This is a genomic window from Devosia aquimaris (assembly GCF_020169335.1).
Taxonomy (GTDB): Bacteria; Pseudomonadota; Alphaproteobacteria; order Rhizobiales; family Devosiaceae; genus Devosia; species Devosia aquimaris.
The window spans coordinates 2,370,822-2,386,821 of the sequence record NZ_JAIEZN010000001.1 but is presented as its reverse complement, the minus strand read 5'-3'; the positions used below and the strand labels follow the sequence as shown (position 1 = coordinate 2,386,821).

The 16,000-nt window shown below is 64.0% G+C and carries 12 protein-coding genes and 1 tRNA gene; 10 read left to right on the top strand and 3 right to left on the bottom strand.

Annotation, left to right across the window (positions count from 1 at the left end; translation table 11 throughout):
* Positions 1–4 precede the first annotated feature (4 nt).
* Positions 5–1,612: a flagellar hook-length control protein FliK gene (locus K1177_RS11425; protein ID WP_224703421.1), complete on the bottom strand. Its 1,608-nt coding sequence runs from the start codon at positions 1,610–1,612 to the stop codon at positions 5–7.
* Between the two features lie 255 nt (positions 1,613–1,867).
* On the opposite strand from K1177_RS11425, the gene mnmA reads away from it, so the two are divergent.
* Complete coding sequence (mnmA, locus tag K1177_RS11420; RefSeq protein ID WP_224703420.1) at positions 1,868–3,019, top strand: tRNA 2-thiouridine(34) synthase MnmA; 1,152 nt, start codon at positions 1,868–1,870, stop codon at positions 3,017–3,019.
* 6 nt (positions 3,020–3,025) lie between these two features.
* Here mnmA and K1177_RS11415 read toward each other — a convergent pair whose 3' ends face one another.
* The gene (locus K1177_RS11415) at positions 3,026–3,226 is read right to left on the bottom strand and encodes a hypothetical protein (RefSeq protein WP_224703419.1); all 201 of its coding nucleotides are present in this window, start codon (positions 3,224–3,226) and stop codon (positions 3,026–3,028) included.
* A 109-nt stretch (positions 3,227–3,335) separates the two neighbouring features.
* On the opposite strand from K1177_RS11415, the gene K1177_RS11410 reads away from it, so the two are divergent.
* Positions 3,336–3,890, top strand: a complete 555-nt coding sequence (locus tag K1177_RS11410; protein WP_224703418.1) for an RNA polymerase sigma factor — start codon at positions 3,336–3,338, stop codon at positions 3,888–3,890.
* 203 nt (positions 3,891–4,093) lie between these two features.
* Entirely contained in the window at positions 4,094–5,989 is a 1,896-nt protein-coding gene (locus K1177_RS11405) for a vWA domain-containing protein (protein WP_224703417.1), read from the top strand.
* Positions 5,990–6,058: 69 nt separating this feature from the next.
* Here the strand turns inward: K1177_RS11405 and K1177_RS11400 are convergent, their stop codons facing one another.
* Positions 6,059–7,009: a ring-cleaving dioxygenase gene (locus K1177_RS11400; RefSeq protein ID WP_224703416.1), complete on the bottom strand. Its 951-nt coding sequence runs from the start codon at positions 7,007–7,009 to the stop codon at positions 6,059–6,061.
* A 222-nt stretch (positions 7,010–7,231) separates the two neighbouring features.
* On the opposite strand from K1177_RS11400, the gene K1177_RS11395 reads away from it, so the two are divergent.
* The 7 genes from K1177_RS11395 to K1177_RS11365 all read left to right on the top strand — a co-directional run bounded on the left by K1177_RS11395 (position 7,232) and on the right by K1177_RS11365 (position 15,920).
* A tRNA-Met gene (locus K1177_RS11395) sits at positions 7,232–7,308 on the top strand.
* A 239-nt stretch (positions 7,309–7,547) separates the two neighbouring features.
* The gene (locus tag K1177_RS11390; protein WP_224703415.1) at positions 7,548–8,519 is read left to right on the top strand and encodes an acetylxylan esterase; all 972 of its coding nucleotides are present in this window, start codon (positions 7,548–7,550) and stop codon (positions 8,517–8,519) included.
* 68 nt (positions 8,520–8,587) lie between these two features.
* Positions 8,588–9,604, top strand: a complete 1,017-nt coding sequence (locus K1177_RS11385) for a LacI family DNA-binding transcriptional regulator (protein WP_224703414.1) — start codon at positions 8,588–8,590, stop codon at positions 9,602–9,604.
* A gap of 242 nt (positions 9,605–9,846) precedes the next feature.
* Positions 9,847–11,658 (top strand): heparinase II/III domain-containing protein, encoded by a 1,812-nt coding sequence (locus tag K1177_RS11380; RefSeq protein WP_224703413.1) that lies wholly within the window; start codon positions 9,847–9,849, stop codon positions 11,656–11,658.
* A gap of 115 nt (positions 11,659–11,773) precedes the next feature.
* Complete coding sequence (locus tag K1177_RS11375; RefSeq protein ID WP_224703412.1) at positions 11,774–13,702, top strand: ABC transporter substrate-binding protein; 1,929 nt, start codon at positions 11,774–11,776, stop codon at positions 13,700–13,702.
* 85 nt (positions 13,703–13,787) lie between these two features.
* Positions 13,788–14,777, top strand: a complete 990-nt coding sequence (locus K1177_RS11370) for an ABC transporter permease (protein WP_224703411.1) — start codon at positions 13,788–13,790, stop codon at positions 14,775–14,777.
* The gene (locus tag K1177_RS11365; protein WP_137153001.1) at positions 14,778–15,920 is read left to right on the top strand and encodes an ABC transporter permease; all 1,143 of its coding nucleotides are present in this window, start codon (positions 14,778–14,780) and stop codon (positions 15,918–15,920) included. It begins immediately after the preceding gene.
* Positions 15,921–16,000: the final 80 nt, after the last annotated feature.

Sequence of the window (16,000 nt, the reverse complement as noted above, 5' to 3'; positions counted from 1 at the left end):
CTCCTTACGCGATGATGTTGACGCCGCTGGCCGAAAGGCTCGCGCGGTACAAATTGATGGTGGGCGGGACGTCCTCGACGGTGTCTTTCGCCTGGCCCTGCAAGCCAAAGGCGTTCTCCTGCTGGTCGCGTCCCTGCTGCTGGCCGCCACTGAACGGGCTCTGACGCAGCGAGAATTCGAGATTGGTCTTGGCGCTGTCGAGCCCGGCCTGCTGCAGAGCGCGTTCCAGTGCGCGCTGGTCGCGCTGCATGAGATCGAGCGTTTCGGCCTTGTCGACCACCAGGTGAGCCTTGACGTGACCGGAGGCGCCGATGTCGAGCTTGACGTCGATGCGCCCCAGTTCGGGCGGATCAAGCCGCATCTGGAAGCGGGCATTGCCATCATTGACCTGGCGGACCAGTTCGAAGGCAATCTGGGGCAGGTTGATTTGCTGCTGGCTGGTCTGATAGCCGGCCTGAACGACGCGCGGCGCCACAGCATCGACACGGGCGACCTGCGCCGGCTGGCTGGGCGCGGGCGGCTGGGTGTCGACGGGCTTGTCGGCCGCGGCGGCCGCCATGGCACTGGCCTTGGCGTCGAGCGGCTTGGCATCGGACGGCTTGTCGGACTTGTCCGGGGTGTCGCTGCCCTTGCCGGAATTGCTGCCGGTGTCGGCGGCGACCACGGGCGTGGCCGCGGGCTTAACGGCGCTGGCGCTGTCGCTGCTGGTCTCTGCAGGCGTGGCGGCAGGCGTGGGCTGCGCTTCGCCTTTGCCCGTAAGCGTGGGTTCGGTGAGCTTGAGGCTGGGGGTAGCCAGCGTGGGGACCGTGGCGCTTGGCTCGACCTTGGCAGTGCTGCTCGTGAGCTTGGCCAGGGCTGCAGTCAGCTCGGCGTCGGGCGCGGCGTTGTCAGCAAGACCAAGGGCCGCCAGATCGACCGATTTCTCGGCCTTGCCGTTGAGTGCCTGAAGAAGCGCCTGCAATTTGTTGCTGACCGCCTGGAGCTGGCCGGGGTGGACCACTTCAGTGGTCGCCTGGGCGGAGGCATTGGCGGCGCTTGCTGCGCGCAGGGCTTCCACCAGCGGCGCCAGAGACTTGGTCACTTCGGCCTTGGGCGTCGCGTCGTCAGCGGTGACCGCCAGCAGGGCCTTGAGGGCGTCATCGTCGGCGGCGTTGCCAATATCGCTACCCAGGTCGATGTCGAACTTGGCGCCGAGGGCATCGAGCGCGGTGTCGATGCGCTTGAGCAGCTCCGGATCGACCGGCTCGCCGGCGTCAAGGCTCTGCTTGAGGCTCGAGAGGTCGTGAATCAGGCTGGCGAATGTCGCCTTGGCGTCGATGTCGCCCTTGATGGCAACCGGCGCATCGATGACGGCGGCGATGGCCTGGGGGTCAGCCGGCTGATCGTCCTGGGTTTCGGCGTCGGCGCCGCCTGCCTGGGTAAATTTGGACAGGCTCTCGAGCGCTGCATCGATCATCCCGGCCATGCCGGAGCGTGCGCCCTTGTCGGCCTTTGCCATATTGCCGAGCAAAGCAGCAAAGGTCCCATCGGTGGCCGGCGCGTCGTCTCCGCCCGCCTGGGCGTTGAAGGCGCGTGCAGGGGCACCTGAAGCAGTGCTGGGCGTTACGGTCAAATGAGATACCACGGCGCAACTCGCGAAAAGGGGACTAATCCAGCCCTATCAATGCAAGAGCCTTGCCAAGTCGGGGGAAGGGCAAGAAATTACATTGCATCAGTGGTTTGCGGACGAGTGCCGGGTTGTCGTCATCGGGAGCGCGGCTGCCATGCGGCAAGACTTGCCGGGCAAAACTTGCGAGCGGATGGGGAAGGCGCTATGCAGCGGCGACTTTCGTCCGCTGGCCCTTGAACCCAACCGGATCCTGATCTGATGCTGAACTCGCTTGATATTGCCAAGCGCCCCCAGGACACGCGCGTCGTCGTGGCCATGTCGGGTGGCGTGGATTCCTCTGTTGTCGCGGGCCTTCTGGCCCGGCAGGGCTATGACGTGGTGGGGGTGACCCTGCAGCTGTATGACCATGGCGAGGCAACGCACCGGAAGGGCGCGTGCTGTGCCGGTCAGGACATCCATGATGCGCGCCGGGTGGCGGCGACGCTGGGCATTCCCCACTATGTGCTGGACTATGAAGAGCGCTTCAAAAAGAGCGTGATCGCGCCGTTCGCCAATGCATATCAGCAGGGTGAAACGCCGGTGCCCTGCATCGCCTGCAACCAGTCGGTCAAGTTCGTGGACCTGATGGCGGTGGCGCAGGAACTGGGGGCCGATGCCCTTGCGACCGGCCATTATGTGCAGTCCAGGCTTGGCGAAGACGGCCGGCGACAGCTGTTCCGCCCGGTCGACGGCGACCGCGACCAGACCTATTTCCTGTTTGCCACCACGCAGGAGCAGCTCGACTATCTGCGCTTTCCGTTGGGCGGCATGGGCAAGGCCGAAGTGCGCGACCTGGCCCGGGAGATGGGGCTCGAGATCGCTGACAAGCACGACAGCCAGGACATCTGCTTTGTGCCGCAGGGCAAATATGCCGACATCATCCGCAAGATGCACCCCGAGGCCGTTGCCAAGGGCGAGATCGTGCATCTTGATGGCCGCGTGCTGGGCACCCATGAGGGCATCGTCAACTACACCATCGGCCAGCGCAAGGGCCTGGGCGTGGCAGCGGCTGAGCCGCTCTATGTCATCAAGCTCGAGCACAAGACGGGCCGGGTGATCGTTGGACCGCGCGAAGCGCTCAAGACCCACACGGTGCGTCTGCGCGACGTCAACTGGCTGGGTGGTATCCCGCTGGCCCAACTGACGGCCGGCAATGGCGCGCCCGTCGAAGTCAAGGTGCGGTCGACCCGTGGCCCGCAGCCGGCGGTGATCCAGAGCCGGGATGGCGAGGTGTTCGTGACGCTGGTGAGCGGCGAATATGGCATTTCGCCGGGCCAGGCCTGCGTATTCTACGCTGACGACACGGCGACATCAGAAGTGCTTGGCGGCGGCTTTATTGCCGAGGCGGTGCCGCAGGTTTTCGCGGCCTAGGCGCGATCAGGGCGAGACGGTGTTCGCCGGCGCGCCAATGTCGGGCGTTCCGGCCTTGGCGGCGTTGGCCGCCTCCTTGAGCTGCTGATAGGAGCTCAGCCCGCCCATGGATGTGGAAATGACGATCAGCACCAGCACGGCGCCGAGCACGAGCAGCACGACGCGCGAGCGGGTGAGGGCGAAGGGGCTCAGCTTGGGCTCTTCCATCAGGCACTCCGAAAAAATCTTTGCTCGCCGCCAAAGGATGGCCGCGCTGGCGGCGTCTTAGCACTAGAATGGGTCCAGAGGTAAGGCTCGGCAGGTGCATGGCTTGGTAATGGGACTGACTGCCGCAGGGGCGGAGGAGGCCGGCGAGGCGCTGACGCGGGCCCTGGTGGTGCGCGCCCAGAACGGCGACGCCGAGGCGTTCGGCGAACTGCTCGCCGACCAGTATGACCGTATCTATCGCACGGCGTGGAAATGGTGCGGCAATCGCAGCGATGCCGAGGATGTGGCGCAGGATGTGTGCGTCAAGCTGGGGAGCGTGATTGCCCAGTTTGACGGGCGCTCGGCTTTCTCAAGCTGGGTGTTCCGCATCACGCTCAACATGGTGCGCGACATGCAGCGGGCCGGTAAGCGACGCGGGCGTCATGCCGATGCCTATGCCGAATTGGCGCCGGACAGTCAAAGACCGGAACAGGAAGACGGGCTGGCGCACCAAGCCCTGTGGGATGCGGTGCGCCGCCTGCCCGAGCAGCAGCGCGACGCCGTGCTGCTGGTCTATGCCGAAGACATGAGCCACGCGGCTGCGGCCGAGATCATGGGCATCAAGGAAGCCACCGTGTCGTTCCATGTCCACCAGGCCCGCAAGACCCTGAGAGGGCTGCTATGAGTGACAAGATGAACCCTGATCCCTTCGACGCGCTCAAGAGCGGCCAGGTGCCGCCGGCCGGTGACGCGGCGCGCAGGCGGGCGCTGGCGGCCGGCATGGCGGCTTTTGCAGCGGAGCAACAAAAAAGCACAGCACCAACCAAAGGCAACGGCTTCGGCGCGCGTCTGAGGTCCATCATCACTTCCTTGAAAGGGAATTCGATCATGGACCTGCGCTATCCCCTGGGCACGGCCGCCGTTGCCCTGTTGCTGCTGCCACTGGGTTATCAGCTCTATTCGACCACCGCGCTGACGCCGGGTGGTGCCACGCCGGCCAAGACGGTTGCGGCAACGCCGGTGGTCCCGATCCCGGCCGATGATGCGCCGGCAATCACGACGGCTGACCTCGCGGTCGCGCAGCAGGACAAGGAAGAGGCAACCGCCGAGGCGGATGCTTCCGAGGCTGTGGTATCAGCCGAGCCGGCGCCATTGCCCCTGCCGGTCGCCCCGAGCCCCGCCGAGAACATTGCGGTCAGCAGCGCCGCCATCGCGCCGCAGAGGATGCAGGAGTCCATGGCGCCAGCGGCCAAGATGGTGGCCGGCGCGCCGTCACCAACCACACTGGCGTCACCGATGGATGCGCTTTCGGGCGACAGCTTCGCGAGCTTCGACGAACAGCGGCTCAAGGTGGTTGCCGAGGAGCCGGTTTCGACCTTCTCCATCGATGTCGACACCGCCAGCTACAGCTATGTGCGGCGGGCGCTGGAGGATGGCTACATGCCCGAGGCCGACGCCGTGCGCATCGAGGAGATGGTCAATTATTTCCCCTATGACTATCCGGCCGCGACCAGCGCCGATGCGCCATTCAAGCCGACGATGGCGGTATTCCCGACGCCGTGGAATCCCAAGACAGAGCTGCTGCAAATCGGCATCAAGGGCTATGTGCCGCCGGCCGATGGCGTGCACAAGCCGAGCAATCTGGTGTTCCTGATCGATACGTCAGGCTCTATGGACGAAGCCGACAAGCTTCCATTGCTGAAGCGGGCGTTTGGGCTGCTGGTGGATCAGTTGGGCGATCAGGACACGGTGTCGATCGTGGCCTATGCCGGCTCGGCCGGGGTGGTGCTGGAGCCGACCAAGGCGGCGCAGAAGGCGCGCATCCTCTCGGCGCTGGACGATCTTGCTGCCGGTGGCGGCACGGCGGGCGCCGAGGGGATCGAACTGGCCTATCGGCTGGCCGAAGAGGCCAAGGTGGCTGACGGCACCAATCGGGTCATCCTGGCCACCGATGGCGATTTCAATGTCGGCATTGATGATCCCGAAAGGCTCAAGGCCTTCATCGCGGCCAAGCGCCAGAGCGGGGTGACGCTGTCGGTGCTGGGCTTTGGTCGTGGCAATCTCGACGATGCGACCATGCAGGCGCTGGCGCAGAACGGGAATGGCAATGCCAGCTATATCTCGAGCTTCCGCGAGGCCCAGAAAGTGCTGGTCGAAGAGCTGGGTGGCACGCTCGACATGATCGCCAAGGATGTGAAGATCCAGATCGAATTCAACCCGGCGGTGGTCAGCGAATATCGCCTGATCGGCTATGAGACGCGCATGCTCAACCGCGAGGATTTCAACAATGACGCGGTGGATGCAGGGGACGTGGGCGCGGGAACGACGGTGACGGCGCTCTATGAAATCACCCCGGTGAGCGCTGGTGGCGGGTTGGTCGATCCCTTGCGCTATGGCGGGGCCGAGTCAGCAGCGCAGGCAGGTGATGCGACAGAGATCGGCTTTCTCAAGATGCGCTACAAGCTGCCCGACAGCGATGTCAGCCAGTTGATTGAGGCGCCGGTGACGCCGGACCTCGTCTATGGCGATATTGCCGATGTCGGGGATGATATGCGCTTCGCCGCTGCGGTTGCCGCGTTCGGGCAGAAGCTCAAAGGCAGTGTCTATGGTGGCAGCATGGATTGGTCGGACATTGCGGCTCTGGCACAATCGGCCAAGGGCGTCGACGAGGGGGGGTATCGGGCGGAGTTCGTCGGCCTGGTCAAGACCGCCAGCCTGCTCAAGCCGGACGCCGATGATGGCGGGGCGGCCGATTGCAGCGGCGAGAACTGCGCAACGGACTGACACAGCAAAAGGGGGCCACCTGGCCCCCTTTTTCAATCCGTTGTTCGTCCGCTGTCGCTTGTGTTGCTGCTAGACCAGCGGCTTGAGATTGGCTTCGATGCTGGCGCGGCGGCTCTCGAGGAAGGGCGGCAGCGCGAGGCTTTCGCCCAGGGTTTCCATCGGCTCGTCGGCGGCAAAGCCGGGGACGTCGGTGGCAATCTCGAACAGGATGCCATTGGGCTCGCGGAAATAGAGCGAGGTGAAATAGAAGCGCTCGACCTCGCCCGAGGAGCGGATGCCGGCGCGGGTGACGCGCTCGATCCAGAGCCGCAGGCTATCCTGATCCGGTGTGCGGAAGGCGACATGGTGCACCCCGCCGGCGCCGGGGCGGGCCGGGGGCAGGGTGGGGTCGACCACCACATGCAGCTCGGCGCCGGGGCCGCCGGGGCCCATTTCGAAGACATGGGTTTCGGGCGTATGACTGGTCATGGCATGGGTGCGGATCTTGCGCATGTTCATCACCTGGGTCAGCACGGCCTCGGTGCGGTCAAGCCGCGGCACGGCCAGCGAAATGGGGCCCAGACCGATGATCTGCCGCTCGGCAGGAACGGGCGACTTGGCCCAGGGCACGACCTTGTTGGCGGCGTCGATGACCATGCGGAAGCGCTGGCCCTCGAAATCCTCGAAATCGAGCGAGAGCTGGCCATTGCGTTCCTTTATCGCGGATGTGCCGACATTCTTGCTCTGCAGGTGATCCTTCCACCATTTGAGGCTGTCTTCGCTATCCACGCGCAGGCCGGTGCGGCTGACGGTGTGATTGCCGCGCTGTTCGCGCCCGGTGTCGAAGTCAAAGAAGGTCAGGTCTGCGCCCGGCGAGGCAACGCCGTCGCCATAGAACAGGTGATAGGCGGTGGTATCGTCCTGATTGACGGTCTTCTTGATCAGCCGCATGCCCAGGGTCTGGGTATAGAAGGCCAGGTTCTTGCTGGCCTGGGCCGTTACGGCGGTGAGGTGGTGGATGCCGCCCAGTTCGAGAGTCATGATCTGTCTCCTGTGCATTGGGGTCGATGACGTTCGCGTTGCTGCAGATGTAGTGCCGTCGGATGGCTTTGGGCAGCGGTCCAATCATGACAGACCGGTGTCGATTGTTGAACAAACCAAGATGATGCTGCACGGGACGGCAAGCCGCTTGACAGGCGGAAGGGCCAAACCTAAATAGACCGCAGATGCGCCGCGCTGAGCATTCAGCCGCGCAACGCCTATGGCGGAGTAGCTCAGTTGGTTAGAGCAGCGGAATCATAATCCGTGTGTCCCCAGTTCAAATCTGGGCTTCGCTACCAAATTTGCTGAAGAAATTCAGCCTCTTAACAGGCCCGCTGTCCAGTCTTGGATGGCGGGCCTTGTTGTTTCCAGCCGTTTTGCCTGGCGCTTGAGCGGATTGGCAAAGTTCGGGGCGGCGTCCAACGGTGCAACATGTGGCTCGATGGCAGCAAATGCCAGAGCAGCGGTTGTGCTGGAGTCGCTGGAAAAGCGGTTCGGGCCCGTGCATGGTGCTGCCGTTTTCAGCCATGAGTCTGTCATGCCATTTCCAGATCTGATTCAGCCCGAACTGGGCGCCTATGCCAGCAGCGTCGAGACGCCCGGCGACTTCTCCGACTTCTGGGCTCAAACCATTGCCGAAGCCCGTGCCGTAGGCGGGGCCGTGAGCATGGTGCGCGCCGAGACGAGCCTGCGTGCAGTGGAGGTCTATGACGTCACCTATCCCGGTTTCGGCGGGCATCCGGTCAAGGGCTGGCTGGTGCTGCCGACCCAGCGCAGCGGCAAGCTGCCTCTGGTGGTGCAATATGTCGGCTACGGAGGCGGGCGGGGGTTTCCGCATGAGCAACTGCATTGGGCGGCCTCGGGCTATGCCTATTTCCGCATGGACACACGCGGGCAGGGCAGCGGCTGGAGCACGGGCGCCACGGCGGACCCGGTGGGCTCGACGGCCTCCCTGCCGGGCGTGATGACCAAGGGCGTGCTGGACAAGGCTGACTATTATTATCGGCGCGTGTTCACCGATGGCGTGCGGGCAATCGATGCGCTGGTGACCCATGAGGCGATCGATGCCGAGCGGATTGCGGTGTGCGGCGGCAGCCAGGGCGGCGGCATTGCGCTGGCCGTGGCGGGGATCGACCCACGCGTCAAGGCAGCGATGCCTGATGTTCCCTTCCTTTGTGACTTCCCGCGGGCGGTGCAGAAGGCCGGCCGCGACCCCTATGGCGAAATCGTCCGCTTTCTGGCGCAGCATCGGGACAAGAAGGCCCAGGTGTTCGAGACGCTGCGTTATTTCGACGGGGTCTGCTTTGCTCGCCAGGCCAAGGCCGCGACGCTGTTCTCGGTGGCCGTGATGGACGACATCTGCCCGCCCTCAACGGTCTATGGCGCCTTCAACGCCTATGCCGGGGCGGACAAGAGCATTGTCGAATATGAGTTCAACAATCACGAGGGTGGCGGGCCGTTCCAGGAGCGGGCCCAGATGGCCTGGCTGGGCGAGCGTTTCAAACCCTAGGGAAAACGCCAAGCGGGGTCTTGTGCAGCGCAAGAAATGCAAATATTGCATTGTTGAATAGCGCGAGAATGAACATGGCCCCGCAGAAGCGAGCAAACCAGGCTGACATCGCCGAACGACTGGGCGTTTCGGTGAGTACGGTGTCGCGCGCGCTGGCCAATGAGATCGGCATCAGCGAGGTCGTTCGGCGCGATGTGCAGCGCATGGCGCGGGCGTTGGGCTACAAATCCAAGCATATCACCGGCGTTTCGGCCGGTGACAAACGGGCCGTGGCGCTGGTGCCGCTGGGGAGCGCCACCAGCGGCTTGTCGGGCTTTTATTTCGGTATTGTCGAAGGCATGCGCCAGCAGGCAGCCGAGGCCGGCATGGTGCTGGACGTGCGGCTGATCAACGAGCGCATGGTGACGCTCGACCTGATCCGAAAGCAGATCGACCAGGCCGATGCGTCCGGGGTGTTGCTGGCGGGAATCGACGCCGGGGACGAGCTGGCGCAGTGGTGTGCCGAGGCCGATATCGCGGCGGTGCTGGTCAATGGTAGCGATCCGCAGATGCGGTTCAGTTCCGTCTGTCCGGACAATTTCTACGGCGCATATCTCGCGACGCAGCGCCTGCTCGATGCGGGACACCGGCGCATCCTGCATTATACTCACCGTTATCGCCCGACGATCCTGCAGCGGCAGCGCGGGTTCGAGGCTGCAATAGCCGCAACCCCTGGCGCACAAGGAGTTATTGTCAACACGGCCACCAGCGAGACCCGCGAATTGCTGGCTGATCTATTGGCTGGCAAATACGATGTGACGGCCCTGTTCAGCTGGAACGACATTGCCGCAGTGGAGATGCTCGAAGGCATCTATGGGCCGGATAGTCCGCTGTCAGATGGCTTTTCGATCATAGGTTTCGACGATCTGCCGCTCGCTGGTATGGCAACGCCGCGGCTCAGCACAATCCGTGTGGACCGCGAAGCGATCGGGCGTAGTGCCATCCGGCTCCTGGCCCAGCGCATGGAAGGCGAAACCAGCGTGCAGCAATTGCAGGTCGGCGTCACCATGGTCGAAGGCGAGACCGTGTCCCAGGTGGGCGCCTGAGTTCGAGCGGCCGCTTTCGGGCTCTTTTTTTCGGTGCGAGTGATGTGGTCTATGAATGCTCTCGGGGGCATTTCGACAGGCTATGGTCTTGTTCGTACGACGCAAAATGAACAAAATTGCGTTTATTGCGCGAATTGCGCAAATTGCTTGAACCAGTGCAATTTGTGAAATAGGCTTTCCTGCAGCAGCGATCTCAAGACGGCCCTGGTGGCCGCATGATCCTGCGACGAGGAGAGCGGCTCTTGGATTTGCGACGCTGGAACGTCAGGCATGTGCGCATGGTGCTGGAAGCGGCGCCAGTCTTTGCGCCGTTTCCGCAGGATGCTGCGGGCGTTGCCGCCGGGATTGGTGATGCGGCCGTCGCGGCTCTGATGGAGGCGGCCCGCGCGGATGCTGCGGCGCCAATTCCTGGTTTGCCAGCAAGCCTCTATCGCGAGTTCGCCCGCACCGGGCGACGCGAGGGCTATGAGGATGCTCAGCGTGAGCGCCGGCAGATGCTCTATCGGCTGACGCTGGCGGAATGGCTGGCGGGTGAAGGCGCGTTCGTCGATGCCATCGAAGACCTGGCCTGGGCGCGGCTGGAGGAGACCAACTGGGCCTGGCCGGCGCATGCGCGGCTGCTCGACCCGACCGATCGGCCAACGCTTGACCTGGCTGCGGCCATGTCGGCGCTGGATATGGCCGAGCTGGATTATCTCGTTGGCTCGCGGCTTTCGCCTGAGCTGCGCGCGCGGCTGCGAACCGAGGTCGAGCGACGGGCCATCGGGCCGTTTCTCAACCGGGACGATCTGTGGTGGCTGCATCCGACGCCGGAAAAGGCCGTGAACAACTGGACAGCGGTGTGTGTCGCCGGAGTGGTGGGCGCGGCCTGCTATCTGGAGGCCGACAGCGACCGGCTGGCACGGATCATCACGCGCGGACTGCATAGCCTGGCCGACTATCTCGAGACCTTCGACAGCCAGGGCGGATCGTCCGAAGGGCCGGACTACTGGTCCTACGGCTTTGGAAATTATGTGGTTCTGGCCGAGCTGCTGGCGGCGCGGACGGGTGGCCAGATCGACCTGATGGACGACGACCTGGTGGGTGAAATCGCCCGGTTCCCGCTCAGGACGATGATGGCGCCGGGCGTGTGGGCAAGCTTCTCGGATTCTGACAGCCAGCCGCAGTTTCCGCCTGGTTTGCTGAGCTATCTGGCCAGGCGGCTCGACCTGCCGGGCCTGACCGGGCTGGGCATGACCAACGACTTCACAGTGCGCGGTTTCAATCAGTTCGTGTGGCCCCTGCGCCAGTTCGTCTCGCCACTGCCCCGCTCAGGAGCCGGATTTGGGGGAGAGTTGCACGACTGGTTCGGCGACATGGGGTGGATGATCAGCCGGCTTGACCCGGCCGAGCCGGCATCGCTGCGCCTGGCGGTCAAGGCCGGGCACAATGACGAGATGCACAACCAGAATGACGTCGGCTCGCTGATCGTGGTGAGTGGCGGCAAGGTGGCGCTGACGGACCCTGGTCGGGGTCGCTATTCGAAGGCCTATTTCGGACCCGAGCGCTACCAGAACCTGTTCGCCAGTTCGCGCGGCCATTCGGTGCCGGTGGTCAATGGCTTCGAACAGGCCGAGGGCGCGGCGCATTGCGCGACCGTGCTTGCCCATGACCATCGGCCGGACGCCGATACCCTCCAGTTCGACATGGCTGCGGCCTATCCGTCAGAAGCGGGCATCGAGACGCTGGTGCGCAGCGTGACGCTGGACCGGACGGTGCCGGGCGGAAAGGTCTTGCTCGAGGACCGGTTTGGCTTTGCCGCGGAGGCGGGGGCTTTCCAGTCGGTGCTGGTGACGCCGCTGGCCGTGGACATAGCAGAGGGCCATGTACGGATCGGCACAGCCGGCGGCGGGGTGGTGGTGCGGTTCGATCCGCAGCAGATCAGCGTCCTCAGCGAGCATCATGCCAATCAGGAAAAACAATATGCGCCTTCGGTGGATCTGACGCGGGTGCTGTTCAGCCCACGCCAGCCCACCAAGACCGGACTGGTGGCGCTTGAAATCTCGCCGCTCTGAACGAGCGCGGGCGCCGGTGCACGCACCGGCACACTGAGGAGAGTGGCTGTCGGACTGCCGTCCGGCGCCAATTGGAGAACCCGGGCAGACGCTGGCCGGACAAGGGAGGAACGAGATGAGGCATGAAGTATTGATGCGGCGCGGGCCAAGACGGCTTGGCCTTGCAGGCGCAGTGGCGGTGGCGGCCCTGGTGGCCGGTGTCGGCGTGGCGCTGGGCGCGGGACAGGCTCCGGCGCTTGAAGAGATGGTGGCCAGCGGTGCGCTGCCGCCGCTTGAGGAGCGCCTGCCGGCCAATCCGTTGGTGGTGGAGGCCGACAGTATCGGCAGCTATGGCGGCACATGGCGCATGGGCATGAATGGCGGCGGCGACAACGGCCTGATCGTCAAGACCGTCGCCTATGAAGGGCTGGTCCGTTACGACCACGAATGGAAGGGCGTGCTGCCCAACCTGGCCGAGAGCTGGGAGGTCAATGCCGACGCCACCGAATATACCTTCAAGCTGCGCGAGGGCGTGAAGTGGTCGGACGGTACGCCGTTCACCACCGAGGACATCGCCTTTGCCGTGCAGATGTACCAGGACCCGGACTATGCGGCCGGCAGCTGGATCGACAACAAGAACAATCCGGTGACGCTCGAGGTCATCGATGCCTATAATTTCAAGTTCATCTTCGGCAAGCCGAACGGCATGTTCATGGAGCAGCAGGCCTCCACGGACGGCATCCACATCACCTCGCTGCAGAAGAAGTACTGCAGCCAGTTCCACCCCGCCTACAATGAGAATGCAGCCGCCGAAGCCGAAGCCAAGGGCTTTTCGAGCTGGGCACTCTATCTGCAGGACCGCTGCGCCTGGGGCTGGGAAACCATCCGTTTTGCCAATCCCGACCTGCCTACGCTCTATGGCTGGGTAATCGACCAGCCGCTGACGGCCAATGCACAGCGCGTGACCTGGAAGCGCAATCCCTATTACTGGAAGGTCGACGCAGAAGGGAACCAGCTGCCCTATATCGACAATCTGGACATGCGCGTGAGCCAGGGCGGTGTTGAGGAACTGACCCTGGCTGCCCTCAATGGCGAGATCGACTTCCAGGAGCGCCACATTGCCACCAATGTGAACAAGCCCCTGTTCTTCGATGGCCAGGAGGCCGGCGGCTACCATCTGGGCGAGGTTATCCCCTCTGCATCCAACACGCTGGTGCTGCAGCTCAATCTCAACCACCTCGATCCGGTCAAGCGCGAGCTCTACCAGAACAAGGATTTCCGCATCGGCCTGTCCTATGCGATCGACCGGGCCGAGATCATCGATGTGGTGTTCACCGGCCAGGGCGAGCCCTTCCAGGTGGCGCCGCGCCCGGAAAGCCAGTTCTATGATGAATCGCTGGCCAAGCAGTACACCGAGTTCGATCCCGACCAGGCCGCCGAACACTTCGCTGCCGCCGGGCTGACCGAAAAGAACGGCGACGGCATCTATCTGATGAGCAATGGCCAGCCGGCCAAGATCACGGTCGACGTCATTTCGGCGCTGCGTCCGGAATGGATCGACATGCTCGAAATCATGCAGCTGCAGCTGGGCGCCGCCGGCGTCGAGATCGAGCTGAACAATATCGACCGCACGCTGTTCTACGAAAAGCGCCCGGCCGGTGAGTTCGATGCGCAGGTGTGGGCCGGTGACGGTGGCATCGAGGCGCTGCAGGAGCCGCGCTACTACTTCCCCTTCAGCGATGAATCGGTCTGGGCCTATCGCTGGGCGCAGTGGTTCAACGGCACGCGCCCGGAAATCGCCGAAGAACCGCTCGACTGGGCCAAGAAGCAGATGGACCTCTACAACCAGGTCCGTGCCTCCGGCGATCCGGAAGAACGGGCACGGCTGTTCCGCGAAGTGCTGGCGATCACCAAGGAAGAGTTCCCGGTGATCGGGGTGAGCCTGATGCCGAACTCCTATTCGATCATCCGGAACAACCTCAAGAACGCGCCTGAGACAATGTTCAACGCGTGGCTGTTCCCGACCCCGGCGCCGATGGATCCGGTGACCTGGTACTTCGAATAACACCGGCGGGACCTCCCCCCCGTCAGCCTCCCTCGCGGCAGCATTTGCCGCGAGGGACCTCCAGAATTCCAGCAAGGGCCCAGCCATGCTTTCCTTCATCATCCGACGCACGATCGTCATGGTGCTGACCCTGATCGCCGTGTCGATCGTGGCGTTCGCGATCATCCAGCTGCCGCCCGGCGACTATCTGACCAGTTATATCGCCTCCCTGTCGGCCACCGGGGATCAGGTGGACCCGCGCGTAATCGAGAACCTGCGCAACCAGTATGGACTGGGCCAGCCATTCTACATTCAGTACTTCAAGTGGATCACCGGCGTGGTGCAGGGCAATTTCGGCCACAGCTTTGAGTGGAAGCGCCCGGTGTGGGAGCTGATCTGGGGCCGGCTGGGTAATTCGGTGATGGTCGAGGGCCTGGCGGTGCTGGTGATGTGGCTGATCGCTCTGCCCATCGGCATCTATGCGGCGGTGCGCAAGTATTCGTTGGGCGACTATCTGGCGACAATCGCCGGCTTCATCGGCCTGGCCGTGCCCAATTTCTTCTTCGCGCTGATCCTGATGTATCTGGCCTATGTGTGGTTCGGCACGACCATGGGCGGGCTGTTCTCGCCCGAGTTCGAGACGGCGCGCTGGAGCCTGCCGCGGCTTTGGGACTTCTTCACCCATGCCTGGGCTCCGGTGCTGGTGCTGGCGACGAGCGGGACGGCCGAGCTGATCCGTATCCTGCGCGCCAATCTGCTGGACGAGCTCAAGAAGCCCTATGTCACCACAGCCCGGGCCAAGGGCCTGCCGGAATGGAAGGTGATCCTCAAATACCCGGTGCGCCTGGCGCTCAATCCGCTGGTCTCGACCATCGGCTGGCTGCTGCCGGCGCTGGTGTCGGGCTCGGTGATTGTCTCGGTGGTGATGAACCTGCCTACGGCCGGCCCGATGCTGCTGCGCTCGCTGACCACCCAGGACATGTATCTGGCCGGTGCGATCATCCTGCTGCTGAGCGTGTTGACGGTGGTCGGGACGCTGATCTCGGACATTCTGCTGGCCTGGATCGACCCGCGTATCCGCTACGGGAGCAAGTAAATGGCCGAGACCAGCATGAGCACATCCGGTGCCGCCGCAGCACGCGCCAAGCGATCGGGCCGCGAGAGCCAGATGGGCCTGATGTGGCGCCGCTTCCGCCAGCATAAGCTGGCCCTGGCGAGCCTGTGGATCGTGGTCGCCTTCTATGTGGTGGCCCTATTGGCCGAGTTCCTGGCGCCGACCGACCCGAGCGCCTACAGCGCCCGCTACACCTATGCACCGCCACAGGGCCTGCACTTCATTGCCCAGAATGACGACGGCAGCTGGGTCTTCGGGCCCTATGTGAATGGCTACAAAACTGAAATCGATCCGGTGGCGCTGCGACGCACCTTCGTGATCGACGAGGAGAAGCGGCTGCCGGTGCAGTTCCTGGCGCCGAGCAAGCCATACCTCCTGGCCGGGGTGATCCCGATGTCGGTAAAGCTCTTCGGATTGGAAAACCCGCGTGACCCACTCTACATCCTGGGCGCGGACCGGCTGGGTCGCGACCTACTGAGCCGGCTGATCCACGGCACGCGCATTTCGCTGAGCATTGGCCTGGCCGGGGTGACGATGAGCCTGTTCTTCGGCATCATCATCGGCGGCTTTGCGGGTTACTATGGCGGCTGGTTCGACAGCGCCGTGATGCGCGTGGTGGAATTCATCCGTTCGATGCCGACGATCCCGCTATGGCTGGGTCTGGCGGCGGCGATGCCCAAGGACTGGAGTGCGCTCCAGACCTATTTCGCCATCACGCTGATCCTGAGCCTGATCGGCTGGACCGAGCTGGCGCGCGTGGTGCGCGGGCGGTTCCTCAGTCTGAGAACCGAAGATTTCGTGACGGCGGCGCGGCTCGATGGGGCCAGCGACTGGCGCATCATCACACGGCACATGGTGCCCAGCTTCACCAGCCACATCATCGCGGCAGCGACGCTGGCCATTCCGGGCATGATCCTGGCCGAAACGGCGCTGAGCTTTCTTGGCCTGGGGCTGCAGGCGCCCATCGTCAGCTGGGGCACGCTGCTGCAGGACGCGCAGAACATCCGCACGCTGGCCACGGCGCCCTGGCTTTTGACCCCCGGCATCTGCGTGGTGGTGATCATCCTGGCGATGAATTTCTTTGGCGATGGGCTGCGCGATGCGGCCGATCCGCATGGGCGCTAGTGCAATGGTTCTGAGCTCTCGAAACCCCAGCCTCACCTCTGCCCGACAGTTGGCAGGCGCACGTCGCGGACGCGCGGCAG